Annotated in this window: 22 protein-coding genes and 1 pseudogene; 9 read left to right on the top strand and 14 right to left on the bottom strand. The window is 71.6% G+C overall.

Going from position 1 to position 25,713, the window contains the following annotated elements; all coding sequences use genetic code 11:
* Nucleotides 1–192: 192 nt before the first annotated feature.
* From dcp to OCJ37_RS01405, 3 genes and pseudogenes are all read right to left on the bottom strand, one after another.
* The gene (dcp, locus tag OCJ37_RS01415; protein ID WP_263111902.1) at nt 193–2,364 is read right to left on the bottom strand and encodes a peptidyl-dipeptidase Dcp; all 2,172 of its coding nucleotides are present in this window, start codon (nt 2,362–2,364) and stop codon (nt 193–195) included.
* A 264-nt stretch (nt 2,365–2,628) separates the two neighbouring features.
* Nucleotides 2,629–3,594 carry an isoaspartyl peptidase/L-asparaginase family protein gene (locus tag OCJ37_RS01410; RefSeq protein WP_263113544.1) on the bottom strand — a complete coding sequence of 322 codons (966 nt, stop codon included), beginning with the start codon at nt 3,592–3,594 and terminating at the stop codon, nt 2,629–2,631.
* 264 nt (nt 3,595–3,858) lie between these two features.
* Nucleotides 3,859–4,380: pseudogene (locus tag OCJ37_RS01405) on the bottom strand (cyanophycinase); the annotation flags it as partial.
* Nucleotides 4,381–4,729: 349 nt separating this feature from the next.
* Between OCJ37_RS01405 and OCJ37_RS01400 the strand changes: the two are divergent.
* From OCJ37_RS01400 to OCJ37_RS01390, 3 genes are all read left to right on the top strand, one after another.
* Nucleotides 4,730–5,302 carry an RNA polymerase sigma factor gene (locus OCJ37_RS01400; protein ID WP_263111901.1) on the top strand — a complete coding sequence of 191 codons (573 nt, stop codon included), beginning with the start codon at nt 4,730–4,732 and terminating at the stop codon, nt 5,300–5,302.
* Nucleotides 5,283–6,353 carry a FecR family protein gene (locus tag OCJ37_RS01395; protein WP_263111899.1) on the top strand — a complete coding sequence of 357 codons (1,071 nt, stop codon included), beginning with the start codon at nt 5,283–5,285 and terminating at the stop codon, nt 6,351–6,353. The genes OCJ37_RS01400 and OCJ37_RS01395 overlap by 20 nt, the downstream gene beginning before the upstream one ends.
* A gap of 118 nt (nt 6,354–6,471) precedes the next feature.
* On the top strand, nt 6,472–9,507 hold the full coding sequence (locus tag OCJ37_RS01390) for a TonB-dependent receptor (RefSeq protein ID WP_263111898.1): 3,036 nt from the start codon (nt 6,472–6,474) through the stop codon (nt 9,505–9,507).
* A gap of 379 nt (nt 9,508–9,886) precedes the next feature.
* Here the strand turns inward: OCJ37_RS01390 and OCJ37_RS01385 are convergent, their stop codons facing one another.
* On the bottom strand, nt 9,887–10,489 hold the full coding sequence (locus OCJ37_RS01385; protein ID WP_263111897.1) for a lysophospholipid acyltransferase family protein: 603 nt from the start codon (nt 10,487–10,489) through the stop codon (nt 9,887–9,889).
* Nucleotides 10,490–10,492: 3 nt separating this feature from the next.
* The gene (gene arfB / locus OCJ37_RS01380; RefSeq protein WP_263111896.1) at nt 10,493–10,924 is read right to left on the bottom strand and encodes an alternative ribosome rescue aminoacyl-tRNA hydrolase ArfB; all 432 of its coding nucleotides are present in this window, start codon (nt 10,922–10,924) and stop codon (nt 10,493–10,495) included.
* A 224-nt stretch (nt 10,925–11,148) separates the two neighbouring features.
* Here arfB and OCJ37_RS01375 point away from each other — a divergent pair, with 224 nt between their 5' ends.
* Nucleotides 11,149–11,682: a DUF2059 domain-containing protein gene (locus OCJ37_RS01375; RefSeq protein WP_263111895.1), complete on the top strand. Its 534-nt coding sequence runs from the start codon at nt 11,149–11,151 to the stop codon at nt 11,680–11,682.
* A 346-nt stretch (nt 11,683–12,028) separates the two neighbouring features.
* Here the strand turns inward: OCJ37_RS01375 and OCJ37_RS01370 are convergent, their stop codons facing one another.
* A complete protein-coding gene (locus tag OCJ37_RS01370) occupies nt 12,029–12,823 on the bottom strand; it encodes a pseudouridine synthase (protein ID WP_263111894.1) in 795 nt (264 codons plus the stop codon).
* A gap of 68 nt (nt 12,824–12,891) precedes the next feature.
* On the opposite strand from OCJ37_RS01370, the gene OCJ37_RS01365 reads away from it, so the two are divergent.
* Complete coding sequence (locus OCJ37_RS01365) at nt 12,892–13,353, top strand: thioredoxin family protein (protein ID WP_263111893.1); 462 nt, start codon at nt 12,892–12,894, stop codon at nt 13,351–13,353.
* Nucleotides 13,354–13,363: 10 nt separating this feature from the next.
* Here OCJ37_RS01365 and OCJ37_RS01360 read toward each other — a convergent pair whose 3' ends face one another.
* From OCJ37_RS01360 to OCJ37_RS01350, 3 genes are all read right to left on the bottom strand, one after another.
* Entirely contained in the window at nt 13,364–13,954 is a 591-nt protein-coding gene (locus tag OCJ37_RS01360; RefSeq protein WP_263111892.1) for an O-methyltransferase, read from the bottom strand.
* Nucleotides 13,955–14,072: 118 nt separating this feature from the next.
* Complete coding sequence (ubiB, locus tag OCJ37_RS01355; RefSeq protein ID WP_263111891.1) at nt 14,073–15,731, bottom strand: ubiquinone biosynthesis regulatory protein kinase UbiB; 1,659 nt, start codon at nt 15,729–15,731, stop codon at nt 14,073–14,075.
* Nucleotides 15,728–16,369 (bottom strand): ubiquinone biosynthesis accessory factor UbiJ, encoded by a 642-nt coding sequence (locus OCJ37_RS01350; RefSeq protein ID WP_263111890.1) that lies wholly within the window; start codon nt 16,367–16,369, stop codon nt 15,728–15,730. The genes ubiB and OCJ37_RS01350 overlap by 4 nt, the downstream gene beginning before the upstream one ends.
* A 117-nt stretch (nt 16,370–16,486) precedes the next feature.
* Here OCJ37_RS01350 and ddlA point away from each other — a divergent pair, with 117 nt between their 5' ends.
* A complete protein-coding gene (ddlA, locus tag OCJ37_RS01345; RefSeq protein WP_263111889.1) occupies nt 16,487–17,602 on the top strand; it encodes a D-alanine--D-alanine ligase in 1,116 nt (371 codons plus the stop codon).
* A 240-nt stretch (nt 17,603–17,842) separates the two neighbouring features.
* Here ddlA and OCJ37_RS01340 read toward each other — a convergent pair whose 3' ends face one another.
* Both OCJ37_RS01340 and oleD read right to left on the bottom strand, forming a co-directional pair.
* On the bottom strand, nt 17,843–18,001 hold the full coding sequence (locus OCJ37_RS01340) for a DUF1328 domain-containing protein (RefSeq protein ID WP_003468167.1): 159 nt from the start codon (nt 17,999–18,001) through the stop codon (nt 17,843–17,845).
* Between the two features lie 62 nt (nt 18,002–18,063).
* Nucleotides 18,064–19,074, bottom strand: a complete 1,011-nt coding sequence (gene oleD / locus OCJ37_RS01335; RefSeq protein WP_263111874.1) for a 2-alkyl-3-oxoalkanoate reductase — start codon at nt 19,072–19,074, stop codon at nt 18,064–18,066.
* Nucleotides 19,075–19,270: 196 nt separating this feature from the next.
* Between oleD and OCJ37_RS01330 the strand changes: the two genes are divergently transcribed.
* Nucleotides 19,271–20,398, top strand: coding sequence for a serine hydrolase domain-containing protein (locus OCJ37_RS01330; RefSeq protein WP_263111873.1), 1,128 nt, complete (start codon nt 19,271–19,273; stop codon nt 20,396–20,398).
* Here the strand turns inward: OCJ37_RS01330 and OCJ37_RS01325 are convergent.
* The 3 genes from OCJ37_RS01325 to OCJ37_RS01315 are packed head-to-tail and all read right to left on the bottom strand — an operon-like array spanning nt 20,382 to nt 24,247.
* A complete protein-coding gene (locus OCJ37_RS01325; RefSeq protein WP_263111872.1) occupies nt 20,382–21,956 on the bottom strand; it encodes a winged helix-turn-helix transcriptional regulator in 1,575 nt (524 codons plus the stop codon). The genes OCJ37_RS01330 and OCJ37_RS01325 overlap by 17 nt on opposite strands.
* A 10-nt stretch (nt 21,957–21,966) precedes the next feature.
* Complete coding sequence (oleC, locus tag OCJ37_RS01320; protein WP_263111871.1) at nt 21,967–23,613, bottom strand: olefin beta-lactone synthetase; 1,647 nt, start codon at nt 23,611–23,613, stop codon at nt 21,967–21,969.
* Nucleotides 23,614–23,647: 34 nt separating this feature from the next.
* Entirely contained in the window at nt 23,648–24,247 is a 600-nt protein-coding gene (locus tag OCJ37_RS01315; RefSeq protein ID WP_263111870.1) for a short chain dehydrogenase, read from the bottom strand.
* A 98-nt stretch (nt 24,248–24,345) separates the two neighbouring features.
* Between OCJ37_RS01315 and OCJ37_RS01310 the strand changes: the two genes are divergently transcribed.
* Nucleotides 24,346–25,242, top strand: a complete 897-nt coding sequence (locus tag OCJ37_RS01310) for a LysR family transcriptional regulator (protein ID WP_263111869.1) — start codon at nt 24,346–24,348, stop codon at nt 25,240–25,242.
* 96 nt (nt 25,243–25,338) lie between these two features.
* The gene (locus tag OCJ37_RS01305) at nt 25,339–25,713 is read left to right on the top strand and encodes a YkgJ family cysteine cluster protein (protein ID WP_263111868.1); all 375 of its coding nucleotides are present in this window, start codon (nt 25,339–25,341) and stop codon (nt 25,711–25,713) included.

Genomic DNA, 25,713 nt, shown 5'->3' with positions numbered 1-25,713 from the left:
GCACGGAGCCGGTTGGCGGCCGGCTTCGCAAACCATGACGCTCCACACGCGCGTGCCTGCGGCTGCGGATGCTCGCGGGGCCGAAGCCCCTCCTACAGGGGTTGCGGCCGCCGTTTCGCATCCGCCACAACGAAAAACGGGATGGCCGCTGGCCATCCCGTTCTCGTTACCGCGTGCAGCGCGTCAGGACATTCAGTCCTTCAGGCCACGGTTCTCCAGCAGCGGTTCGACGCTGGGGTCCTTGCCGCGGAAATCGCGGTACAGGGTGGCCAGGTCGACGGTGTTGCCGCGCGAGAGGATCTTGGCGCGGAAGACGTCGCCGTTCTTGCGCGACAGGCCGCCGTTCTCCTTGAACCATTCGAACGCGTCGTCGTCGAGCACTTCCGACCAGAAGTAGGCGTAGTAGCCGGCCGAGTAGCCGCCGCCCCAGATGTGGTCGAAATAGGTGGTGCGGTAGCGCGGCGGCACTTCGGCCAGGTCCACCTTGTACTTCTTCAGCGCGTCGGCCTCGAACTTGGCCACGTCCTGCAGCGGCGCGTCGGCCGGCTGGGTGTGCCAGGCCAGGTCGAGCAATGCCGCCGACAGGTATTCGGTGGTCGCGTAGCCGCTGTTGAAGGTCTTGGCCTTCTGGATCTTGTCGACCAGTTCCTGCGGCATCGGCGCGCCGGTCTGGTAGTGCTTGGCGTAGTTGGCGAACACCTTCGGGTCGGTGGCCCAGTGCTCGTTGAACTGCGACGGGAACTCGACGAAGTCGCGCGAGGTGCTGGTGCCGGCGATCGACGGGTACTTCACCTTGGAGAACATGCCGTGCAGCGCGTGGCCGAACTCGTGGAACATGGTGGTGACGTCGTCGAAGCTCAGCAGCGCCGGCTGGCCCGGCGCGGGCTTGGTGAAGTTGCACACGTTGTAGACCACCGGCTTGGCGCCGGTCAGGCCGTCCTGCTCGACGAACACGTCCATCCACGCGCCGCCGGACTTGCTGTCGCGCTTGTAGTAGTCGGTGTAGAACAGCGCCATCGAGGTGCCGTCCTGGTCGAACACTTCGTACACCTTCATGTCCGGGTGGTAGGTCGGAATGTCGGTGCGTTCCTTGAAGGTGATGCCGTACAGCTCGGTGGCGGCGTAGAACACGCCGTTCTTGAGCACGTTGTCCATCTCGAAGTACGGCTTGATCTGCGATTCGTCCAGGTCGTACTTGGCCTTGCGCACCTGCTCGGCGTAGAAGTCCCAATCCGACGCGGCGAGCTTGAAGCCGCCGGTCTTTGAACCGGCTTGCTGCGCGTCGATCACCTTCTGCATCTCGGCGATCTCGCTGCGCGCCTTGGCGGTGGCCGCCGGCACGGTATCGGTGAGCAGCTTCAGCGCCGCGGCCGGGGTCTTGGCCATCTGGTCGCCCAGGCTGTAGGCGGCGTAGCTGTCGAAGCCGAGCAGCTTGGCCTTCTGCGCGCGCAGCTGGGCCAGGCGCTGGATGGTTTGGCGGGTGTCGTTGGCGTCGCCCTTCTCGGCGCGCGACTGCGAGGCGGCCATCACCTGGGTGCGCAGCTCGCGGTTCTTCAGCGAGGCCAGCACCGGCTGCTGGGTGGTGTTCTGCAGCGCCAGCAGGTACTTGCCGTCGAGCTTGCGCGCCGCGGCGTCCTGCGCGGCCGAGGCGATGTCGCCCTCGGACAGGCCGTCGAGCTTGGCCTTGTCGTCCACCACCACCGCGCCGGCGGCGGTGGCCGCCACGAGCTTGGTGTGGAACTGGGTGGCCAGCGTGGTTTCCTCGACGTTGAGCTTGCGCAGCGTGGCCTTGTCGGCGTCGGACAGCTGCGCGCCGGCGCGCACGAACTCCTCGTAGTCGCGCTCGACCAGGCGCTTCTGCTCCGGCTCCAGGTTCAGGGTGTCGCGCTGGTCGTAGATGGTCTTGATCCGCGCGAACAGCTTCGGGTCCAGGCTGATCGCGTCCTGGTGTTCGGCCAGCTTCGGCGCCACCGTTTCCTGGATCTTCTGGCGTTCGTCGTTGGTGTCGGCCTGGACCAGGCCGAAGAAGATGCGGTTGACCCGGTTCAGGGTCTCGCCGCTGCGCTCCATCGCCTCGATGGTGTTGGCGAAGGTGGCCGGCTCGGCGTTGTCGGCGATCTTGCGGATCTCGGCCAGGTGCTGCTTCATGCCCTCTTCGAAGGCAGGCAGGTAGTCGGCGTCCTTGATCTTGTCGAACGGCGGCGCCTGGAACGGCAGCGTGCTGGCGCTCAACAGCGGATTGGCGGCGGCGGGGGCGGGGCTTTGCGAGGCGGCGGGGGCGGCGGGCACGGGGGTGGACTCCTTACCGGAACAGGCCGCCAGCGCCAGGCTGATGGCGGCGGCCAGAACGACAGTACGCGACATGGGGTGGAACTCCTGACAGGGACATGATGGCGAGGCAGCCGCGCACGCTACGCGGTTTGCGCGGGGCGGGCATGTGCCATTGGATCTGGGGGTGGGGGTCGCGGCGTGGACACGGCGCCCAACGCCTCGGCGCAGCGACCTGGGCAGGCGCTTTGCGGATAGAGCCTGTCGCGGCTGAAGCCGCTCCTACAAGGCGGCTGGGTGCACTGTAGGAGCGGCTTCAGCCGCGACAGGGACTTGCCCGAAACACATGTTGCCCTGGCGTTACGGCGCCCCGGGCAGCGGCAGCGCCTCGTCCTTGAAGATCGCCACGTGCGGCACGCCGTCGGCGCCGATCCAGCCGCGGTACATGCCTTCGGTGTTGAACGGGAAGGCCACGCTGCCGTCGGCGCCGAGCGCGATCGCGCCGCCGTCGCCGCCGGCCTTGGGGATCTGCCGGTCGATCACCGCCTCGGCCGCCTGCGCCAGGCTCTGTCCGGCGTACCTGACCCGCGCGCAGATGTCGTAGGCCGCCACCGCGCGGATGTAGTACTCGCCCCAGCCGGTGCCGGACACCGCGCAGCGGCTGTCGGCATAGGTGCCGGCGCCGATGATCGGCGAGTCGCCGACGCGGCCGTAGCGCTTGTTGGTCATGCCGCCGGTGGAGGTGCCCGCGGCCAGCCGGCCCTGCGTGTCCAGCGCCAGCGCGCCGACGGTGCCGAAGTGCTTGGCGGTTTCGAGGTCGGCGTGCGCCTGCTTGTTGGCCTCTTCCTTCAGCGCCTGCTGCAGCTGCTTCCAGCGCTTGTCGGTGCGGAAGTACGACGGCGCGACCAGGGTCACGCCGTGCTGGCGCGCGAACGTCTCGGCGCCGTCGCCGACCAGCATCACGTGCTCGGACTGCTCCATCACCGCGCGCGCCAGCCGGATCGGATTCTTCACCCGGTGCACGCCGGCCACCGCGCCGGCCTTGCCGCTGGCGCCGTCCATGATCGCCGCGTCCAGTTCGTTGCGGCCGTCGTGGGTGAACACCGCGCCCTTGCCGGCGTTGAACTGCGGCGAGTCCTCCAGCACCGCGATCGCCGCGGCGACCGCGTCCACCGCCGGCTTGCCCTGCGCCAGCAGCGCCTGCCCGGCACGCAGCGCGTGTTCCATCGCCGCACGCGCCTCGGCCAGGTCGGCGGCGCTGCTGCTGGCGCGCTCGACCCCGGCGCCGCCGTGGATCACCAGGGTGGTGGCGGGAATCTCGCGCATGCGCCCGTCCTGCACCGCGTAGTAGCGGTGGAACACCGGCGCGTCGACCCGGCCCTCGGGCAGGTGCAGGGTGGAGCCGGGGCCCACGCCGACGGTCTCGATGCGCGCGGCCTGCAGCGGCCGCCCCGGCGGCGTGGCCGGCTGCAGCGGGCCGGCGACCACGGTGGCGCCGGCCTGCGGATCGGTGGCGTAGACCCGCGCGCTGCCGTCGCCTTCCACCGCCAGCGCGGCGCTCTCGTCCACGCCCAGGCCGATCAATGGCTGCCCGGCCGGCGCCAGCGTCGCGGCCTTGGCGCGGAACGCGAACAGCCGGCCGAGCCGGTCGCGTTCCTTGAAGTGGGTGTCGGTGATGACCCGCTTGAGCAGGTCCAGGTGCAGGAAATCGGTCTCGATGGTGGTGGCCGGGCCCAGCGGATCGGCCAGCGCCGGGGCGCTGGTCAGGCTGCCGCCGTCCATCGCGCCGTAGAGGTATTCGCCGAGCATCGCCAGGCCGGCGCTGGTGCCGCCGAGCGGCTTGCCGGCGCGCACGTGCGCGTCCAGCGCCGCGGCCACCGGCGTGCCTTTCCAGTAGCGCACGTAGCGCGACTGGTCGCCGCCGGCGATGAAGATGCCGTCGGCGCGGGCCAGGCTGCGCAGCAGCGCCGGATCGCTGGACGCGCCGCGGCCCTTGAACACGAAGGTCTCCACCGACGCCACGCCGCCGACGTCGCGGTAGAACTCCTCGGCCACCTCGTTGCCCTGGGAAGCGCGCAGCACCACCACGTGGCCGTGCCCGGCCTTGGCCATGAACCAGCGCAGCGCGTCGTAGTTGCGGTCGCCGCCGCCCATCAGCAGCAGGCCCGGCGCGACCGGGCCGGGCGTGGGCAGGGTCGGGTCGCCGACCAGGTACTGGCGGTAGTCGCGCGCGGCGGCGGGCGCGGCCAGGCACAGGCCCAGCAACGCCACCATCCAGGGCCGGAACGTGCCGACGAAACGGGTCATGCGGATCTCCTCGAGGGGCGGGCGGAAACCGGGCCTGGCGGCCCGTTGCAGAGAGGGGACGAACGGCGGCGCGGTTTCCCCCGTCGTGTTGTACCCGTTCGCGGCGGCGTGCGGGCGCTGCCACGCGGGCGGGCGATCGGCTAATGTGGACTGCATGCCCGCTTCCCTCGACGATTGGTTCGTCCACGAGATCCTCGTCCACGAGCAGGCGCTGAGCGGCTACCTGCGACGCTGCTGGCCGCACCGCGACGAGTGGCACGACCTGCGCCAGGAAATCTACGTGCGCGTCTACGAGGCCGCCGGCAAGGCGCGGCCGACCCTGCCCAAGTCGTTCCTGTTCGCCACCGCGCGGCACCTGATGACCGACCGGCTGCGCCGCAGCCGGGTGGTGTCGATCGAGGCAGTGGGTGATTTGGAGTCGATGCACGTCTTGGTAGACGAGCTGTCGCCGGAACGCTGGTGCGGCGGGCGGCAGGTGCTGGGACGGCTGGCGGCCGCCTTCGACCGCCTGCCCGACCGCTGCCGCAGCGTGATCTGGCTGCGGCGGGTCGAGGAACTGTCGCAGAAGGAGGTGGCCATGCGCCTGGGCATCAGCGAGAAGACCGTGGAAAAGCACGTGGCCAAGGGCATGCGCCTGCTGGCCGACCATTTTCATGGCGACGACGGCGCGCGTGCGGCCGCGGCGCCGCGGCAGGCACGGGCGCAGGATGGACAGCAGGCGGATTGAGCTGCGCGCGGCGGCATGGCTGGCGCGGCGCGACCGCGGCGACTGGTCGCCGCGGCAGCAGGCGCGGCTGGACGCCTGGCTGGCGGCGGCCACCGCGCACCGCGTGGCGTTCGTGCGGCTGCAGGCCGCATGGCAGGAAAGCGGCCGGCTGCAGGCGCTGGGCGCGGGCCAGCGTGGCGGCGGCGTTCCGCCGCGCGGCAGCTGGCGCGGGCTGGCGACACACGACATCGAAGCGGGCGACGGCATGCCGGGAACGGCCGCACCCGGCGCACGGCCCGAGCTTGGCCAGCTGCGCTTCGCGCCGCGCCCGCCGCCACGCGCGCGGCGGCGCTGGCCGCTGGCGCTGGCGGCGACGCTGCTGCTCGGCGCCGTGCTCGGCCTGGGCTGGCGCCCATCCGCCACGGTCGTGCCGGTCGCCTACGCCAGCGCCACCGGCAGCCTGCGTCCGCTGGCCCTGGCCGACGGCTCGCACGCGACGCTGAGCAGCGACAGCCGCATCGACGTGGCGCTGTCGCGCGCGCAGCGGCGCATCGACCTGCAGCGCGGCGAGGCGTTCTTCGAGGTCAGCAAGGATCCGGCGCGGCCGTTCGTGGTCGCCAGCGGCGCGCGCCGGGTGGTCGCGGTGGGTACGCGCTTCGCGGTGCGCCGCGATGCCGACGCGTTGCGCGTGGTCGTCACCGAAGGCACGGTGCGGCTGGAATCGGCCGCCCATCCGCAGGCGCCGCCGACCCTGTTGCCGGCCGGCAGCATCGCCCTGGCCGGCTCGCACGGGGTGCTGGTGCGCCGGGTCGCGCTGGCCGAGGCCGAACGCGCGCTGGACTGGCGCAACGGCTACCTGACCTTCGACGACACCCCGCTGCAGGCCGCGGTGGCCGAGTTCAACCGCTACAACACGGTCAAGCTGCAGGTGGCCGACGCCGGCGCCGGCGCGCTGCGCGTGGGCGGCAACTTCCGCTGGTCCAACACCGAGGCGTTCGTGCGCCTGCTCGAACAGGGCTTCCCGATCCGCGCCGAGCGCCGCGGCGACCAGGTGCTGCTGCACAGCCGCTGAGCGCTGCGATGCGCGGGCGTGCATCGAGGCCGGGGGGGATTTGCGCGGGTCGTTCGTCCTGACTAGCGGGGGCGTGGCCTTGCGCCTGTGTCAGGGGAGAAACGCGATGCGATATCCGATGCGTGTGCTGTTGCTGAGCATGGCCTGTGCGACCGCCTGCGCGGCGCAGGCGCAACCCGCTGCCGGCGGCCAGGCCGCCAGCGTGCGGATCGACGTTCCCGCCGGCCCGTTGCGCGCGGCGCTGGAAGCGCTGGCGCGGCAATCCGGCGCGCAGCTGATCTACCGCGCCGACCAGCTCGGCGACGCGCGCAGCGGCGGTGCGCACGGCCAGCTGGACACCGCGCAGGCGCTGCAGCGCGTGCTGCAGGGCAGCGGCTTCCTCGCCCAGCGCGATGCCTCCGGCGCCTGGCTGGTACGGCGCCAGGACCCGGCGCCGCCGCGCGCGCAGCCGGTGCGCGCCGCGCTGCCCGCCGCCGCGCCCATCGCACCGGTCGCCGACCTGCAGACGCTGCAGGTCACCGGCTCGCGCATCCCGCGCGCGCAACTGGAAGGGCCGGCGCCGATCAGCGTGATCAGCGCCGAACAGATCAAGGCCAACGGCTTCACCTCGGTGCCGGACGTGCTGCGCGCGATGACCCAGAACGGCGGCGAGACGCAGAGCCCGCAGTCGGCCAGCGGCGCGGACTTCTCGCCGGGCGCGCAGCAGGTGGACCTGCGCGGGCTCGGCCCCAACCACACCCTGGTGCTGGTCAACGGCCGCCGCATCGCCGACTTCCCGATGCCGTTCAAGGGCCGCAGCAACTTCACCGACATCTCCAACATCCCGCTGGGGATGATCGAGCGCATCGAGATCCTGACCGGCAGCGCCTCGGCGATCTACGGCTCGGACGCGATCTCCGGCGTGGTCAACTTCATCCTCAAGAAGCAGGCCGACGGCACCACCCTGGACTACCGTTTCGGCGACACCAGCGGCGGCGGCGGCGACAGCTTCAACCTCAGCATCAGCAGCGGCTTCTCGCGCGGCGCGTTCGATGCGGTGTTCGGCGCCGAAGCGGTCACCCAGAATCCGCTGTGGGCCTACCAGCGCAGCCGCCAGGACAGCACCCTGGACGGCCCGACCGAGCGTTCGCAGGTGCCGCGGCGCACCTTCCTGCGCACCGACTACGACGACAACTATCTCGACCCGGGCGCGGCCACCTGCGAGGCGGTTGCCGGCCTCAACCGCGGCAGCACCGGCTACGCCTCGCGCCCGGGCTACGGCGAGTTCTGCGGCAGCAGCGCCTCGATCGGCTACGGCACCATCGGCAACAAGCGCCGTGGCATCAACGCCTATGCCTCGCTGAACTACGCCTTCGACGGCGGCACGCAGTGGTTCGCCGACCTGCAGCTGGGCTACCACGAGCTGTCGCTGTTCCGTGACGTGACCCAGTGGGGGTACATGGCCCCGGACGGCAACGAGGAAGGCTATTTCTACAACCAGGCCACCGATCAGATCGAAGCCTGGGGCCGCCAGTTCAGCCCCGAGGAAATGGGCGGGCTGGACGCCGGCACCATCCGCACGCGGCAGAAGACCTTCAGCCTGACCACCGGCTTCAAGGGCAAGCTGGCCGCGGACTGGGACTACGAGGCCAGCCTCAGCCATTCGCAATACCAGGCCACGATCAGCTGGCCGCAGATCGTCGCCGAGCGCGCCAATGCGCTGTTCCTCGGCCCGCAGCTGGGCGTGGACGACGATTCGGGCCTGCCGATCTTCAACGCCGATCCGCAGCGCCTGTACACGCCGCTGAGCCGCGAGGAGTACGACAGCATCGCCCGGCGCAGCGTCTACCAGCCGCGCTCGCGCACCGACACCGCCGCCTTCACCGTGACCAACACCAGCCTGTTCGCGCTGCCCGGCGGCGACGCCGGGTTGTCGGCCACCGCCGAGTTCGGCAACCAGGGCTACGACCTGCGTCCGGATCCGCTGGCCACCCAGTACTACTACTACAGTTGGAAGGACTCCGACGGCCACGGCAGCCGCAACCGCTGGGCGCTGGCCAGCGAACTGCGCCTGCCGGTGCTGTCGACGGTGTCGCTGAGCCTGGCCGGGCGCTACGACCAGTACCGCTTCTCCGGCCGCACCCTGGGCAAGTTCACCTACAGCGGCGGGCTGGAATGGCGGCCGCTGGACACGCTGCTGCTGCGCGGCTCCTACGGCACCGCGTTCCGCGCGCCGGACCTGCACTACGTCTACGCCGGCCCCGGCAACGACGAGACCTCCGGCGTGGACTACTACCGCTGCGCCAGCGAAGAGCCCGGGGTGGCGATCGAGGACTGCAGCTACAACGACGAGGGCATCATCCGCGGCCGCAGCGGCAACCGCGACCTGGATCCGGAGACCAGCACCTCGTGGACCGCCGGCGTCGTCTGGTCGCCGCGCCCGGAGCTGGACGTGTCGGTGGACTACTTCGACATCGACATGCGCAACCAGGTGCAGGACCTGCGCGTGGACCAGGTGCTGCGCGACGAATCCGCGTGCCGGCTGGGCGAACTCGACGCGGCCTCGACCACCTGCCGGCAGGCGCTGGCGCGGGTCACCCGCAGCGCCGACGGCGACCTGTACGGGGTCTTCGTCAACCCGATCAACATCGCCCGCGAGAGCACCAGCGGCATCGACCTGAGCACCCACTACCGGCTGGACACCGCGATCGGCACCTTCCGCTTCGGCGGCAGCTACACCTGGGTGCGCCGCCACGACATCCAGGTCTACGCCGGCGAAGCGATGGTGGACGAGTTCGCGGTCAACAGCGGCTACGACATCCCGCGTACCAAGGCCAGCGCCAGCGTGTCGTGGGAGCGCAAGGCGTGGTCGGCGACGCTGCATGGCGAGCGCCTGGGACGGCTGCCCAGTTCCGATTCCTATGACCAGATCTTCGACCCCGAAAGCGGCGACAGCCCGTGGATCGGCGCCACCTACCGCTACAACGCCTCGGTGCAGTACCGCATCGGCGACCACGCGCAACTGTCGCTGGCGGTGACCAACCTGTTCGACAAGATGCCGCCGCACGACCGCACCTACACCGCGTACCCGTACTACGACGTGTCCTGGTTCGACACGGTGGGCCGCAGCCTGTACCTGCAGTACACCCACAAGTTCGGCGGCAGCGCGCTGTAGCGGCGACGCCGCTGGCACCGCGCCGGGGGCTTTTTTCGACTCCTTGCAGGTCGCGGCGATAGTGTGGGAGCGACTTCAGTCGCGACCGAAGTCGCTCCTGCAGGTGGGATCGCGTGGCCGATGATGCCGCCACGACGCACGTGCACTGCGCCCGCCTACGCGGTGTCCTGGTTCGACGGGAGGTCGCGGCCTGTACCTGCAGTACACGCACAGTCCGGCGGCAGCGTGCTGTCGCGGCGCTGCCAGGCATGTTCGGCTGCTGCAGGTCGCGCGCCCTTGTAGGAGCGGCTTCAGCCGCGACGGGCTTTACCGCCAGCGCCCTGTCGCGGCTGAAGCCGCTCCTACAGGAACCGCATCCGCACCGACGTGCCGGCCGGCCTCACAACGTATCGCGATGCTTGCCGCGCCACGGCCGGTACCAGGTGCGGATCGCGGCGACGTCGCCGTGCATGTCCTCGCTGGTGTGGAACAGCGGGCCCAGGCCGACGGTGCGGCTGGGATAGTCGAAGTACACCGGGAAGATCGGGATCTCCGCGCCGTGGGCGATCTTCCAGAAGCCGACCTTCCACTTCTCCACGCGCTTGCGCGTGCCTTCGGGGGTGATCACGTACCACATGCGCGGCGCGGCGCGGATCAGCGCCACCGCCTGCTCGACCACCCCGCGCGGCGACTTGCGGTCCAGCGGGATGCCGCCGAGCTTGCGCAGCAGCGGCCCCAGCGGCCACCAGAACAGCTGGGTCTTGCCGAGCACGCGCACGTCGAAACCGACCGCGAACTTGACCGCGAAGCCCAGGAAGCCGTCCCAGTTGGACGAGTGCGGGGCGACGATCATCACCAGCTTCGGCACGTCCGGGAACTCGCCCACCACCCGCCAGCCGGTCAGGCGCAGCGCGGTGCGGCCGAGCCAGCGCACGAAGCGGCTGGGCTTGACCATCGGCATGTTCGGGGTCGCGGGCGGCAACGAGAAATCGCGTTCGCTCAAAAGTCACTCCCAGCGGCCGGGCGAACGGCCGCGTTTGATCTGGCTGCGCTCGCGCTTGGCGTCCAGGCGTCGCAGCTTGGCGCCGTGCGAGGGTTTGGTGGCGATGCGCCGTTTCGGCACCGACAGCCCGGCGGCGATGAACTCGGCCAGGCGCTGGCGCGCGTCGTCGCGGTTGCGGTCCTGGGTCCGGAAGCGCTGCGCATCGATCACCAGCACGCCCTCGGCGGTGATGCGGCGGTCGCGCCGCGCCAGCAGCCGCGCGCGCAACGGCTCCGGCAGCGACGGCGAGCCGGCCAGGTCGAAGCGCAGCTCCACCGCGGTGGAGACCTTGTTGACGTTCTGCCCGCCGGCGCCGCTGGCGCGCACGAAGCGCTCGACGATTTCCGTTTCCGGAATCGCCAGGCTGCTCGAGATGTGGATGGCCCCGTTACCCATCCGCGGATTGTAGGGCATCCGCCATACCGCTTGATTTCCCCTGGCGCGCGGGCTGAACGGCGGGCGCGCGCGCCGCCGTCGCGGGCGGCCCGGTCCCGGATTCCCCTGCCGCGGCCCGCCCGATCGCCAACCTGCCGGCAGGCCGGCTCGCCGCAGGGCGCAGACGGCGAGGCCACGGCGATTCCCGTATCCTGGCCGCCGGTCACCGCCTTGCAGGACGCTCGATGAACCCGACCCCGATCTTTTCCCGTACCTGGCCGCAGCGCCTGCTGCTGGCCGCGCTGCTGGCCCTGGCCGCGGCGCCCGCGCTGGCCGAGCCGCCCAGCGACGGCGACGTCAACCGCCTGCTGTCGGCCTCGCGCGCGCAGAACATGCTCGACAGCATGCTGCCGCAGATCGAGGCGATGCAGCGCCAGCAGTTCGCGCAGCTGACCGCGCAGCGCCCGCTCGACGCGGCGCAGCAGCAGAAGGTGCAGCAGATCCAGGAACGCACCCAGGCCACCGTGCGCAAGGCGCTGTCGTGGCAGGAGATGCGCCCGCTGTACGTGAGCCTGTACAAGCAGTCGTTCTCCAAGCAGGACGTGCTGGCGATGGCCGAGTTCTACGAGAGCCCGGCCGGCCAGAGCATGCTCGACAAGACCCCGCAGCTGATGCAGAACCTGATGGGCGCGATCCAGCAGAAGATCACCCCGCTGTTCGCCGACCTGCAGAAGGACCTGGAACAGACCGTCAACACGCCCCCGCCGGCGAAGCCGTAGTCCTGCCGTGACGGCGGCGCGCGGGTGGCTGTGCGCGTGCCGCCCTTGTCGCGCCGCGGCGCCGTTGCCGTCGCCGCAGCTCCAGCACGAACGCGACGCCTGCGTTCCGATCGCCGCACGTCCTGCGCCGCGCTTGCTGTAGGAGCGGTGTCAACCGCGACGAGCGAAGCGGTGCGCGTCCCGCTTGCGGCGGAATTCCAGGGCCGAATACTCCCACCGCATCTGGAAACGTTGCGCCGAACGGAACCCATTGTGGGAGCGACTTCATCGCGACGGGCGTTGCCGGTAAAGCCTGTCGCGGCTGAAGCCGCTCCTACAGGACTCTCTCGCCGGCTCCAGAAACCAGCTAACAGGTAACGCCGCCCGGCGCCCACGGCGCCGCCGACCACCCGAACAGCCCGAACGCGCGCACGAACTCGGCGTCCAGCGGGGCGACCACCTCGATCCGGCGCCCGTCCGGGTGCGGGAACGCCAGCCGCTCGGCGTGCAGCAGCATGCGGTGCACGCCATGCATGCGGAAGATGCGGTTGTGGCGGCCGTCGCCATGGCTGGTGTCGCCGATCAGGTGGTGCGACAGATGCTTGAGATGGCGGCGGATCTGGCGGAAACGCCCGGTCACCGGGCTGCAGCGCAGCAGCGCGTAGCGCGAGGTGCCGAACTCGCCCGACGGCACCGGCAACTCGCCGCAGGCCAGGCGCTGGAACCGCGTGCGCGCCGGCTTCTTCAGCGGCTTGCCGGGACCGCCGTCGAGGTCGTGGTCGACGTCGAACCGTTCTTCGGCCGGCCAGCCGCGGCAGATCGCCAGATAGTCCTTGTCCACCTCCCCGCCCATCAACGCCTTGCCCAGCGCACTGGCGGTGTCGCGGTCGAAGGCCAGCAACAGGCAGCCGCTGGTGGCGCGGTCGAGCCGGTGCACCAGGAAGATCGGGCGGCCAAGCTGCTCGCGCAGGCGATCGGCCAGGAAGTCGTCCTCGCCGCGCGCCAGCTTGCTGTCGTGGACCATCAGCCGCGCCGGCTTGTCGACCACGGCCAGGGACGCATCGAGATGGAGGATCTGCAGGGAATCGGGGGAGGTGCTCACCGTCGGATTATCCGCGCGCGGCAGCCCCGGCCACAATGTGCGCGCCACACTGCATCCCATGCCAGCCGTTGACGCTGCCGTGCCGCGGCTCGACGATGACCTCCCCCCCCACGCTGCGGAGAGTCCCCATGAAACGCTGGCTGCTGTTGTCGCTGCTGACCGTGGTTCCGCTGGCGCAGGCGCTGGACCTGCCCTACGACGCCGCGGCCGACGCCAAGGCCCAGGTGAAACAGGCGCTGGCGGCCGGCAGGAAGGCGCACAAGCCGACCCTGCTGATCTTCGGCGCCAATTGGTGCGGCGACTGCCGCGCGCTCGACGCCTCGCTGCACACGGCCAGGAACGCCGCGCTGGTCAACGCGCATTTCGAAGTGGTCAAGATCGACGTCGGCAACTTCGACCACAACCTCGAACTGAGCCAGGCCTACGGCGATCCGATCCAGAAGGGCATTCCGGCCGCGGTGGTGGTCGGCGCCGACGGCAAGCCGCGCTACACAACCAAGGCAGGCGAACTGGCGAACGCGCGCAAGATGAGCGACCAGGGCATCTACGATTTCTTCGCCAAGGTGGCCGGGGTGCCGGCCGGGCACTGAGCGGCGGCGCTCAGCCGGCCTTGACCGCCAGCAGTTCGCCGTTGCCGACCGGCACCGTGGTGCAGGCGAACGCAGGGTCGGCCTGCAGCAATGCGGCGAACGGCGCCATCTCCGCTGCATGCGAGGTGGCGTTGTCGACCACCAGCAGGCCGCCCGGCCGCAGCACGCGGCGCAGCTGCGGCCACCAGGCGCAATACAGGCTGCGCTCGGCATCCAGGAACAGCAGGTCGAAGGCGTGGCTGCCCGCGCCGGCCAGCCACGCGCCCGCCTCGGCGTGCACCAGCGCGACCGTCTCCTGCACGCCGGCGCGGGCGAAGGTCTGCCGCGCCAGTTCTGCCTTGTGCGCGGCGTACTCGACGCTGACCACGCGGCCGCCGAGCGCCTGCGCCGCCTCGGCCAGCCACAGCGTGGAATAGCCGTTGGAGGTGCCGATCTCCAGCACGCGCCGCGCGGCGGTGGCCCGCACCAGCAGCGCCAGCAGCTCGCCGGTCTCGGGGGTGATGTTGAGCAGGCGGCGCGCGCGCTCGGTTTCGTTGGCGTCGTGACGCGGGCCGGCGGCGCCGAGTTCGGCGCGCACACGGTGCAGGGTGTCGTCCTGCATGCTGTGCTCGCTCAGGTCGTCGACGGCACGCGGTGCCGGCGCGTGCCGCGGTCGGGCGGGCAGGTTCCCGGCAAGCGCCCGGACATGGCCGAGCCGATCCCGGGAAGCGCGGCCGCGGTCAGCGCCGCCACCACGCCGCGAGCAGGCTCAGCGCACCGACCCCGCCGGCGACCCACGCCCACAGCGACACCCCGCCCAGCTGCGGGCCGCCGGCGTCGAGCGCGTACAGCAGCGTACCGACGGTGAGCAGGCCCACGCCGGTGATCGCGGTGACCACCCGGCGCTGCATGCGCAGCAGGATCAGGTTGAGCTCGAACAGGTCGCGCGAGCGCATCGACAGCTCGTGGCGGCCTTCGACCTGCTGGCGCAGCCAGCCGTGCACCAGGCGCGGCATGTCCGGCGCGTGGGTCATGATTTCCGGCAGCCGCTTGCGCAGTTCGTGCAGCGCGCGCTGCGGGCTGTAGCGCTCGATCAGGATGCGCTCGAGCACCGGCCGCGCCACCGCCCAGATGTCCAGTTCCGGGTCCAGCTGGCGGCCCACGCCTTCGATGTTGAGCAGGGTCTTCTGCAGCAGGATCAGCTGCGGCTGCAGGGTCAGCTGGTAGCGCTGGGCGACGCGGAACAGCTTGATCAGCACCTCGGCCAGCGAGATCTGCGACAGCGGCCGGGTGAAGTACGGCTCGCACACCGAGCGCGCCGCCGCCTCCAGTTCGTCGATGCGCACGTTGGCCGGCATCCAGCCCGCCTCCACGTGCAGCTCGGCCATGCGCCGGTAGTCCTTGTTGAAGATGGCCATGAAGTTCTCGGCCAGGTAGTACTGATCTTCCTGCGACAGCTGGCCCATGATGCCGAAGTCCAGCGCGATGAAGCGCGGGTTGATCCGCCGCGCCGGATCGCTGTCGACCCAGATGTTGCCGGCGTGCGCGTCGGCGTGGAAGAAGTTGTCGCGGAACACCTGGGTGTAGAACACGCGCACGCCCTTGGCCGCCAGCGCCTTGCGGTCGATGCCGGCGGCGTCGAGCGAGGCGATGTCGTCGGAGGGGATGCCGCGCACCCGCTCCAGGGTCAGCGCGCGCTCGGCGGTGTGGCTCCAGATCACCTCCGGCACGTACAGGTCGTCCGAATGCAGCCAGAAGCGGCGCAGCACGCTGGCGTTGGCGCCTTCGCGCTGCAGGTCCAGTTCCGCGGCCAGGGTGGTCTCGATCTCGGCGACCACCTCGCGCGGGCGGATCTTGTCGGCGCGCGGATGGGCGCGGTCGACCAGCGCGGCGGCGGACTTGAGCAGCGCGATGTCGGCGCCGATCTGCCGCTCGATGTCCGGGCGCAGCACCTTGACCACGACTTCGCGGCCGTCGTGCAGCGTCGCCGCGTGCACCTGCGCGATCGAGGCCGAGGCCAGCGGCGTGGTGTCGAAGCTGGCGAAGGCCACCGCGATCGGCTGCCCCAGCGCCTGCTCGACGATGCGCTGCGCGGCCTGCCCGTCGAACGGACGCACCCGGTCCTGCAGCAGGGTCAGTTCCTCGGCCACGTCCGGCGGCATCAGGTCGCGGCGCGTGGACAGGATCTGCCCGAACTTGACGAAGATCGGCCCCAGGTCCTGCAGTGCCAGGCGCAACCGCGCGCCGCGCGACTGCGCGGCGATGTCCGGGCTGGCGCGCGGCACGAACGGCTTGGCCAGGCGCAGCCAGCGCTCGGCCGGGGTGCCGTCGAGCAGGTCGTCCAGGCGGTAGCGCAGGATCACCCGGCCGATGCGGCTGGCGCGGAACATCGCCTTCATGCGCCGCGCCCCGGCTGCAGGCGCGCCACGCGCGCGGCCAGGCGCTCGACGTCGTCGCGCACCGCGTCCACGTCGTCGTAGAACGCCTCCAGCTCCGCGCGCGGCACCACGTCGCGCGATTCCTCGGTGACGTATTCGGCCGCGCTCTGCGCCAGATCCTGCGCGCCGCGCTGCGCCTGCTGCAGCGCCGTGCGCGCGGCATTGGCCAACTGCACGCCGAGCACGTCGCCGAACACCTGGGTGAACGGCCGCTGCCAGTCCGGGTCGAAGCGCCCCGCCAACTGCTGCAGGCGCCGCGCCAGCTCGGCGTCGCCGGACACCCGCACCCGCCCGCCGGGGCTAGCGCCGCGCCGCGCCTGGGCCAGAAACGGCAACTGCGCGAACAGCCCGCCCAGGGTGCTGCGCACCGCCAGGTCCGGCTCCTGCGCCGCGTCCACCGGACCGACCTGCAGGCGCGTGCCGTCCACCCGGACCTGCAGCGCCAGCGCCGGCGCCTCCAGGGTCAGCGCCACGCGCTGGCCATCCAGGCCGCGCAGCGCCTCGCGGGTATCCGGGTCCAGCGCCAGCGCGCGGTTGAGCGCCGCTTCCAGCGCGCGGCCGGCCAGGGGCTTGAGGGCATCGAAGGGAGAAGGCGACATGCGGGCATTCTACAAGGCCGCGGCGTGGCGCCATGCGACAGCGTGCCGGACTGGGCCGCGGCGGCGAAAACCCTCATCCTATGCGCCCCACAGCGGCGCCCTGCGGCGAGGACGTGCATGCGCAAGATCCGGGTCGGCATCCTCTTCGGCGGCAAGTCGGCCGAGCACGAGGTCTCGTTGCAGTCGGCGCGCAACATCGTCGATGCGCTGGACCCGCAGCGCTTCGAGGCCATCCTGATCGGCATCGACAAGCAGGGCCGCTGGCATGCCAGCGACCGCGAGGGGTTCCTGCTGCATGCCGACGATCCGGCGCGGATCGCGCTGCAGCGCAGCGGCCGCGGCGTGGCGGTGATCCCCGGCGACGCCACGCAGCCCCTGCGCGCGCTGCAGCCGGCGCAGGCGCTGGAGCGGATCGACGTGGCGTTCCCGATCGTGCACGGCACCCTCGGCGAGGACGGCTCGCTGCAGGGCCTGCTGCGCATGGCCGGGCTGCCATTCGTCGGCTCCGGCGTGCTCGGTTCGGCGCTGGCGATGGACAAGGACGTGGCCAAGCGCCTGCTGCGCGATGCCGGTCTGGAAGTGGCGCCGTTCGCCTGTATCCGCCGCGCCGAGGCGGCGCAGGCCGATTTCGCCGCGCTGGCCGCGCAGTTCGGCTTGCCGCTGTTCGTCAAGCCGGCCAACCAGGGTTCGTCGGTGGGCGTGAGCAAGGTGCACGACGCGGCCGGCTTCGCTGCGGCGCTGGCATTGGCCCTGGCCTACGACCACAAGGCGCTGGTGGAAGCGGCGATCGACGGGCGCGAGATCGAATGCGCGGTGCTCGGCAACGACGCGCCGCAGGCCAGCGTGTGCGGCGAGGTGGTGGTGCACGACGCGTTCTATTCCTACGAAACCAAGTACATCAGCGAGACCGGCGCCGAGGTGGTGGTGCCGGCGGCGATCGACGACGCCACCCAGGAGCGCATCCGCGCCGTCGCGCTGCGCGCCTACCGGGTGCTGGAATGCGCCGGGCTGGCGCGGGTGGACGTGTTCCTGGGCGACGACGGCCGCATCGTCGTCAACGAGATCAATACCCTGCCCGGCTTCACCCGCATCAGCATGTACCCCAAGCTGTGGCAGGCCAGCGGAATGGACTACCGCGCGCTGGTCACGCGCCTGATCGAGCTGGCGCTGGAACGCCATGCGCAGGATGCGGCGCTGCGCAGCGCGGTGGACGTACCCGGAGGCGATGATTGAGCGGTGGCGTCTGCGGGTCGACTGTGCCGGGCGCTGCACCGGCCCTGCTGCAGCAAGTGCGTGCACACTGCGCTTGCGTCGAGGCGCTGCACACGCGCATGGACGCCTGAATCAACGGAAAACGAGCGCGCCGATCGAGGACCGAAGCTCCGCATTCCGCCTGTCATACATGCGAAACGGCCCGCGGTCGCGGAGCAGCGCTCCGTGACCGCGGGCCGTTTCGGGCGCAGCGGGGAAGGACTAGACCTTGCCGCGACGGAACATCGAGATCACGGCCAGGATCAGGAACACCACGAACAGGATCCAGGCGATGTTGGTCGCCGCACCGGCGATGCCGCTGAAGCCAAGCACGGCGGCGATGATGGCGATGACGAAGAAGATGATGGCGTAATGCAGCATGGCAATGTCCAAAAGTTGTCGTGCCGAATCGGCGCGCAGCCATCTTCGGAAACCGCCGGTCGTCAGGAAGTGACGGGAATGTCGCGGCTCCATGATGACGCCAGGCGCTGCAGGCCCTGCGCGATCGAGACCTGCGGCACGTAGCCGAAATCGCGCCGCGCCGGTTCCATGCTGTACCAATGCGGCGTGCACAGTTGCTCGGCCAGGAAGCGGGTCAGCGGCGGCTCGCCGCGCAGGCGCAGCAGCGGCCACAGCGTTTCGCAGGCCGCGCCGATGCGATAGGCGGCCTTGAACGACAGGGTCTTGGTCACCGGCGGCGCGCCGACCGCGGCGAGCAGCTTGTTGAGCAGTTCGCGCATCGGCAGCGGTTCGCCGTTGGAGATGAAGTACGCCTTGCCGGCGCAGGCCGCGCCGACGCGCAGATGCGCGAACGCGTCGAAATGCGCCTGCGCGGCATTGTCGATGAAGGTGGAATCGACCAGGTTGTCGCCGCTGCCGACCAGGCGCACGCGCCCGGCCTGCGCGCGCGCGACCAGCTTGGGCAGGATCTGGTTGTCGCCCGGCCCCCAGATCAGCCGCGGCCGCAGCGCCACCACCGCCAGCTGCGCATCGTTGGCGGCCAGCACCGCGCGCTCGGCGATGGTCTTGGTGGCCGCGTACGGCGCCTGGAAGTTCTCGCCATACGGCACCTGGTCCGCGCCCAGGCCCTCGACCGGATGGGTGGCGCGGTGGGTCACGCTCGGCGTGGAGGTATAGACCAGGCGCCCCACGCCGTGCGCGCGACAGGCGGCCAGCACGTTCTCGGTGCCGACCACGTTGGGCTGGTAGTAGCTGTCGTAGCTGCCCCAGGCGCCGGCCTTGGCCGCGTTGTGGAACACCGCGTCGGCGCCTGCGATCGCATGGTGCAGCGCCTGCGCATCGGTCAGGTCGCCGCGCACCTGGGCCACGCCCAGCGCCTGCAGCTCGGGATAGTGGCCGCGGTTGTAGCTGAGCACCTCGTGCCCGCGCGCGACCAGGCCGCGGCACAGCGCCTGGCCCAGGAATCCACCACCGCCCGTCACCACAATCTTCATCGCGCCGCACCGATCGCACCAGGGCGCACACGATAGCCGGGGGCGCCCGGGAACGCGATCCGCGAACCCGCGGGCGCGCCGCGGCGCATCCCAAGTCCTTGATCCGACGCCACTTCATAAATCTTCACCGTGGCATCAGGCACTTCAGCCGCGGCGCTGGCGCAGTGCGCGGACCACATCCAACCCGAGGTCCACCATGCCGCGCGTCCCCTTCCTGCTGTGCACCCTGCTCGCCCTCGCCGTATCTCCCGCCCACGCCGCGCCTGCCGCCATCGCCGCCCCTGCGCCGCCGGCGCTGGACGACGGCTGGCAGGTCGCCGACGCCAAGGCCGGCGGCTGGAACATGGCCACGCTCGCGGCGCTGGAGCAGGCCATCGCCGACGGCAAGGCTCCCGGCACCAGCAGCGTGCTGATCGCGCGCGACGGCGCGCTGGTCTACGAACGCTACTTCGGCGGCGCCGACCGCCAGACCCTGCACGACACCCGCTCGGCGACCAAGAGCGTCACCGCGCTGCTGGTCGGCGCGGCGATCGACCGCGGCCGCCTGCCCGGCGCGCAGGCCAGGGTCTACGATTCCTTCGGCGAGCGCCGCTGGCAGAACCCGGACCCGCGCAAGCGCGCGATCACCGTCGAGGACCTGCTGACGATGAGTTCGCAACTGGAATGCGACGACGACAACGCGTTCTCCAGCGGCAACGAGGAACGCATGTACGTCAGCGCGGACTGGACCCAGTTCGCGCTGGACCTGCCGATCAAGGGCTACGCGCCGTGGATGCGCCGCCCCGAGGACAGCCCGCACGGCCGCGCCTTTTCCTACTGCACCGCCGGCAGCTTCCTGCTCGGCGCGCTGCTGGAGAAAGCCACCGGCCAGCGCCTGGAAGATTTCGCCGCGCAGGCCTTGGAACGCCCGTTGGGCATCACCGACGCGCGCTGGGGCCGCGCCTCGGAAGGCGTGGGCATGGGCGGCGGCGGCACCCGCTACCGCAGCCGCGACCTGGCCAAGTTCGGCCAGCTGCTGCTCGACCAGGGCCGCTGGCAGGGCCGCCAGGTGCTGTCGGCGGACTGGGTGCGGGCGATGACCACGGTGCACGCGCAGGCGCGCGAGGACGCCGACTACGGCTACCAGCTGTGGCGCTTCCGCTTCCCGGTGCGCGGGGTGGAGCGCGGGGTGTGGGCGATGTCCGGCAACGGCGGCAACTACGTGTTCGTGCTGCCCGAGGAACGGCTGGTGGTGGTGATCACCCGCAGCGCCTACAACACGCCGAAGATGCATCCGCAGTCGCAGGCGCTGCTCGCCGACTACGTGCTCAAGGCGCTGCCGTAGCCGCGCCGGTCTCCTGCGGCAGCAGGCCGGCGCGGCGCACCTGCGCGCGCTGTGCGGCGATGTCGGCCTGGTTGCGCGCCAGCAGCGCGGCGAAGCCGGCCTGCGTGCGCAGCGGCGCCAGCAGCGCAGACGCCCGCAGGTAGGCGCCGTCGCGATAGCCGGCGGCCTGCGCCTGGCGCAGCGCGTCCAGCGCCGCGGGCAGGTCGCCGGCCAGTTGCAGCAACAGCGCCGCGTCCAGGGCGTCGAGCGGATCGGCGCCATGGGCGATGCCGCGCAGCAGGTCCTGCGCCCGCGCGCGCAGTGCCGGCGCCGCCGGCCGCGGCTGCGCGTCCAGCGTCCACGCCACGGTCTGCGCCAGGCTGCCGTGCGGACGCAGCCGCAGCGCCTGCAGGCTGGCCTGGCGCGCACGCGCCCGATCGCCCTGCGCCAGCGCCAGTTCCGCCTGCAGCAGGTACAGGCCGGCGTAGTCGGTGCCGCGCGTCAACGCCTCGTCCAGCGCCGCCTGCGCCTCGGCGGTCCGGCCGTGCGCGAACAGGAAGCTCGGCCAGGCCAGATTGGAGAAGGCGCTGTCCGGATACAGCTGGAAGCTGTCGCGATAGCGCGCTTCGGCGGCGCTGACGTAGCCGAGCAGATTGAGGTTGCTGGCGATCTGGATCGGCAGGAACCGCACCCGCGCTGGGTCGCGCACCTGCAGGTTGGCGGCCAGCGCCTGCGCCAGCTGGCCCTTGCGTTCGTACAGGTAGGCGGCCGAACCGCGCACCGCGTCGGCCTGCGGATCCAGTTGCAGCGCGCGCTCGTAGGCGGCCAGGGCGGCCGCGTACTCGCCGCGGCAATCGTGCGCGTAGCCGAGCGCGGCATGCGCGGCGGCCAGCCGCGGCTGCGCGGCGATCACCTGCGCCGCCAGGCGCTGCGCGAGCGCGGCGAGCTGCGCATCGCCGCCGTACTGGCAGACCCGCGCGCTGTAGGCGCGGCTGAGCCCGAGCAGCGCGCGCGGCTCGTCCGGCGCCTGCTGCAGGCGCTGCCGGTACAGCGCGATCGCGCGTTCGTTGTCGTCGCGCTGGCCGATGCCGGCGTAGTAGTCGGCGCGCTGCAGCAGCGGCGCCGTCGCCACGGGCTGCGGCGGCGCATGCCACCGCCACGCCAGCGCCGCCAGCGCGCCGACGCCGAGCACGACGAACGCAGCGACCGCCGCGACGCGCCAGCGCCGCCGCGACCGCACGGGTGCGCCGTCGTCGCCGTCGTCGTCGCTGCGCACCGGCGCGCACAACTGGTAGCCCTGGCCGCGCACCGAGCGCAGGTAGCGCGGTTGCCGCGAGGCATCGCCCAGCGCCTGGCGCAACAGGCGCACGCGCTGGGTCACGGTCTCCTCGTTGACCAGCGCCGGCGCCCACACCTGCGCGATCAGTTCGTCGAAGCCGACCACGCGCTGGCCCTGCCGCAGCAGGTAGTGCAGCAGGCGGAAACTCAGCCCGCCCAGTTCCAGCGCCACGCCGTCGCGCTCGACCCGTTGCCGCGCCACGTCGATGCGCAGGTCGTCCAGCCGGTAGCGCTCGCCCATCGCCACGGCCTCAGCGCACGCGGTCCTTGGCCCACAGCGCCAGTTTCTCGCGGCCGATCTTGGCGTTGTGGCGGATGTCCACCGGGAAGCCCGGGTGGCACAGGAAATCGGCGATGCCGGCGGTGTGCGGGTGCGCCTGCGCCAACGCGCGCAATTCGGCCTGCGGCTGCGCCGGCGCCGCCACGCCCGGCTGCAGTTCGTAGCACAGCACCGGCCGTTGCGCGCCGGCCGCGCCGATCCCGACCAGCGCGCTGCGGCGCAGCCACGGCAGGGTGTTGAAGATCGGCTCGACCTGTTCGGTGTACAGCGGCCCGTGCGCGGTCTCCACGCGCTGGGTCTTGCGCCCGCAGAACCACAGCCGGCCCTGCGCGTCGAAATAGCCCACGTCGCCCATGCGGTGCACGATGCGCTCGCTGCCGTCGTCCAGGCGTTCGCGGATCTTGGCGATGCGGGTGGCCGCGTCGCGGTTGAAATAGGTGTCGGTGGTGGTCGGCCCGGCCACGGTGATCTCGCCGACCGTGCCCGCCGGCAGTTCGCGCACGCCCGACCAGTCGGGAATCGCCGCATCGTCGATGGCGACGATGCGCACCACGTTCGGCGCCACCACCGCGCCGACGCAGGTGCCGGCGCCGGCTTCGGTGGCCGCGCGCGTGTCCTGCAGCTCGCGGCCTTCGATCGCCGCCACCGGCAGGCATTCGGTGGCGCCGTACGGCGTCCACAGTTTGCCGTCCTCCGGCAGCAGGCTGCGGATCCTGGCGACGATCTCCGGCGGCACCGGCGCACCGGCCGAGGTCGCGCAGCGCACGCTCGGCAACGGCCGGCCGTAGTCGGCCAGCACCCGCATCAGCGCCGGCGAGCCGAACAGCTGGGTCGCGCCGAAACGGTCGATCGCGTCGTGCAGCTTGCGCGGATCGGCGCTGGCCGGGCGCGTCGGGTCCATGTCCGGGATCACCGAGGTCAGCCCCAATGCCGGATCGAACAGCGCGAACGGCGGGAAGGTCGGCAGGTCGATGCCGCCGGGCTGCATGTCGAAGGCGTTGCGCATCAGCTCGATCTGGCCGACGAAATGGCGGTGCCGGTAGACCACGCCCTTGGGCACGCCGGTGGAGCCGCTGGTGAACAGGATCGCGGCCACGTCGTCGGGCGCGGTCGTGGCCAATTGGCTGCCGGCGCCGCTGCCCGCGCGCTCGATCCGCGCCAGCGTGGTGCCGCCCCAGGCCCAGCGCCGGCCGACGGTGACGATGCGCCGCGCCGAGCGCGCCCAGCGCAGCAGCCGCCGCGCCAGCTGCGCCAGCGGGATGCCGATGAACGCCTCCGGCTGGGCTTCGTCCAGGCATTGCTTGAGCGCGCGCTTGTCGATGCCCGGGTCCACCAGCACCGGCACCGCGCCGGCCTTGAACAGCGCGAACATCAGCAGGAAGAATTCCGGCGACGGCCGCACCATCACCACCGTGCGCGTGCCGCGGCCGATGCCGTAGCCGTCCAGGCCGGCGGCGATCGCGTCGCTGCGCGCATCCAGCTGCGCGTAGCTCAGGGTCACGTCGTAGGCGGCCAGGCCGTCGGCGCCGCGGCGGCCGGGGCAGCGGATGGCGATCTGGTCGGGACGCTCGCGGGCCAGCCGCGGCAGCGTCGCGGCGATGTTGCAGGTCGTGGTCATCGGCGGATTATCGCCGATGGCGTCGGCCATGCTGCTACCCGACCCGGTACGTGCGCCCGCTCTGGATGCCGGCCACGCTGCGGCGGTAGGCCAGCGCCGCGCGCGCGGCGCTCACGCTCTCGAACCCAGGGAAGAACGCGCCGTACTGCGCGGCCGATTCGGTCAGCACGGTCGGGCTGACCACGTTGATGCGCCGCCCGCCGCGCAGCTCGCACGCCGCCGCGCGCACGAAGCCCTGCAGCGCGGCGTTGACCGTGGTGGCGTTGCTGCCGCCGCGGATCGGTTCGTCGGCGACGATGCCGCCGGTCAGCGTGATCGACCCGCCCTCGTTGAGATGGTGCTGACCGATCAGCGCCAGCCGCACCTGGCCCAGCAGCTTGTGCTGCAGGCCTTGCGCGAACTGCGCCGGCTGCAGCGTGGCGAGATCGCCGAAATGCAGCTCGCCGCTGGTCGAGACGATCGCGTCCACCGGCCCCAGCGCGGCGAACAGCGCCTGCACGCTGGCATCGTCGGTGATGTCCACCGTGTGTTCGCCACGCGTGTGGCCCACCGCGACGACCTCGTGGTCGCGCGCCAGCTCCTGCACCACGGCCCGGCCCAAGGTGCCGGTCCCGCCGATGACGATTGCCTTCATGACCTTCTCCTGCGTTGTGAGGCGAGCAGTCTTACCCTGTGCCGCGGGACGAAAAATGGCGCAGACTTTCCGGCACTGCAAACCCAGGGTTCGCAATCGTGGACAAGCTGCGCAGCATCGAGGTCTTCACCACCGCCGTGGACACCGGCAGCTTCAGTGCCGCCGCGCGCCGGCTGGACATCAGCGCGGTGATGGTCGGCAAGCTGGTCCGACAGCTCGAGACCCACCTGGGCGCCCGCCTGCTGGAGCGCAGCACCCGCCGCCAGGGCCTGACCGACGCCGGCCGCCGTTTCTACGAGGAGGGCAAGCGCGTGCTCGAACAGCTGCGCTGGGCCGAGAGTTCGGTCGAGCGCCTGGCCGCCTCGCCCAGCGGGCTGCTGCGGATCAGCGCCGCCACCACGCTGGGCGAATGCGTGATCGCCGCGGCGGTGGCCGACTACCAGGCGCGGTTTCCGCAGGTGCGCGTCGAACTGGAGCTGAGCAACGGCGTGGTCGACCTGATCGAGGACGGGATCGACCTGGCGATCCGGATCGGCGCGCTCGACCCCGCGCTGGACCTGGTGGCGCGCCCGCTGGGCCACTACCGCATGGTGATCTGCGCCGCGCCGGCCTATCTGGCGCGCCACGGCGTGCCGGCGACGCCAGCCGACCTGGCCGCGCACCGTTGCCTGGGCCACGCCGCCTGGAACCCGCGCACGGCCTGGCGGCTGGACCCGGCCGGCGCAGCGGCGGGCTGGCCGGCGCGCACCGTCCTGCGCTGCAACAGCGGCGCGGCCTTGCGCCAGGCCGCACTGCACGGCGCCGGGCTGCTGCTGCAACCGCAGGTGCTGGTGGCCGAGGACCTGGCCGCGGGGCGCCTGGTCGGCGTGCTCGATGCCTACCTGCCAACCGGCCGGCCGGTGCACGCGCTGTACCGGCAGGACCGCCAGCCGCTGCCCAAGCTCGCCAGCTTCGTCGCCTTCCTGCAGCAGCAGGTCGCGCCGCGACTGGCCTGATCCGCAGGCCTGAACGCCGCGCCGCTTGCAGCGCGCCGCGGTTCGGTCAGAATGCCGCGCCCCCCAACGCTCTTTGCCGCGCAAGGCCCGGCTGCCATGGCCCACCCCTGCCTCACCTGCGGCGCATGCTGCGCCTATTTCCGCGTCAGCTTCCACTGGAGCGAAGCCGATCCCGAACTGGGCGGCCGGGTCCCGTTCGCACTCACCGAACCGTTGCGCACCCACGAGCGGGTGATGCGCGGCACCTCGCAATCGCAGCCGCGCTGCGTGGCGCTGGATGCCGAGATCGGACGCTACAGCCGCTGCACGATCCACGACCGGCGCCCGTCGGTCTGCGCCGCGGTGCCCGCGTCGCTGGAGTTCGGCGAACGCAGCGCCCAATGCGACAAGTCGCGGCTGGCGCATGGGTTGCCGCTGCTGGTCGCGGCCGACTGGGACGGCGTGGTCGAACGCAATCTTCCCGACGCATGA

It is taken from the genome of Xanthomonas sp. AM6 (assembly GCF_025665335.1).
Lineage (GTDB): Bacteria > Pseudomonadota > Gammaproteobacteria > Xanthomonadales > Xanthomonadaceae > Xanthomonas_A.
The sequence above is the reverse complement of the archived record's forward strand: the minus strand, read 5'-3'. Positions and strand labels throughout refer to the sequence as shown.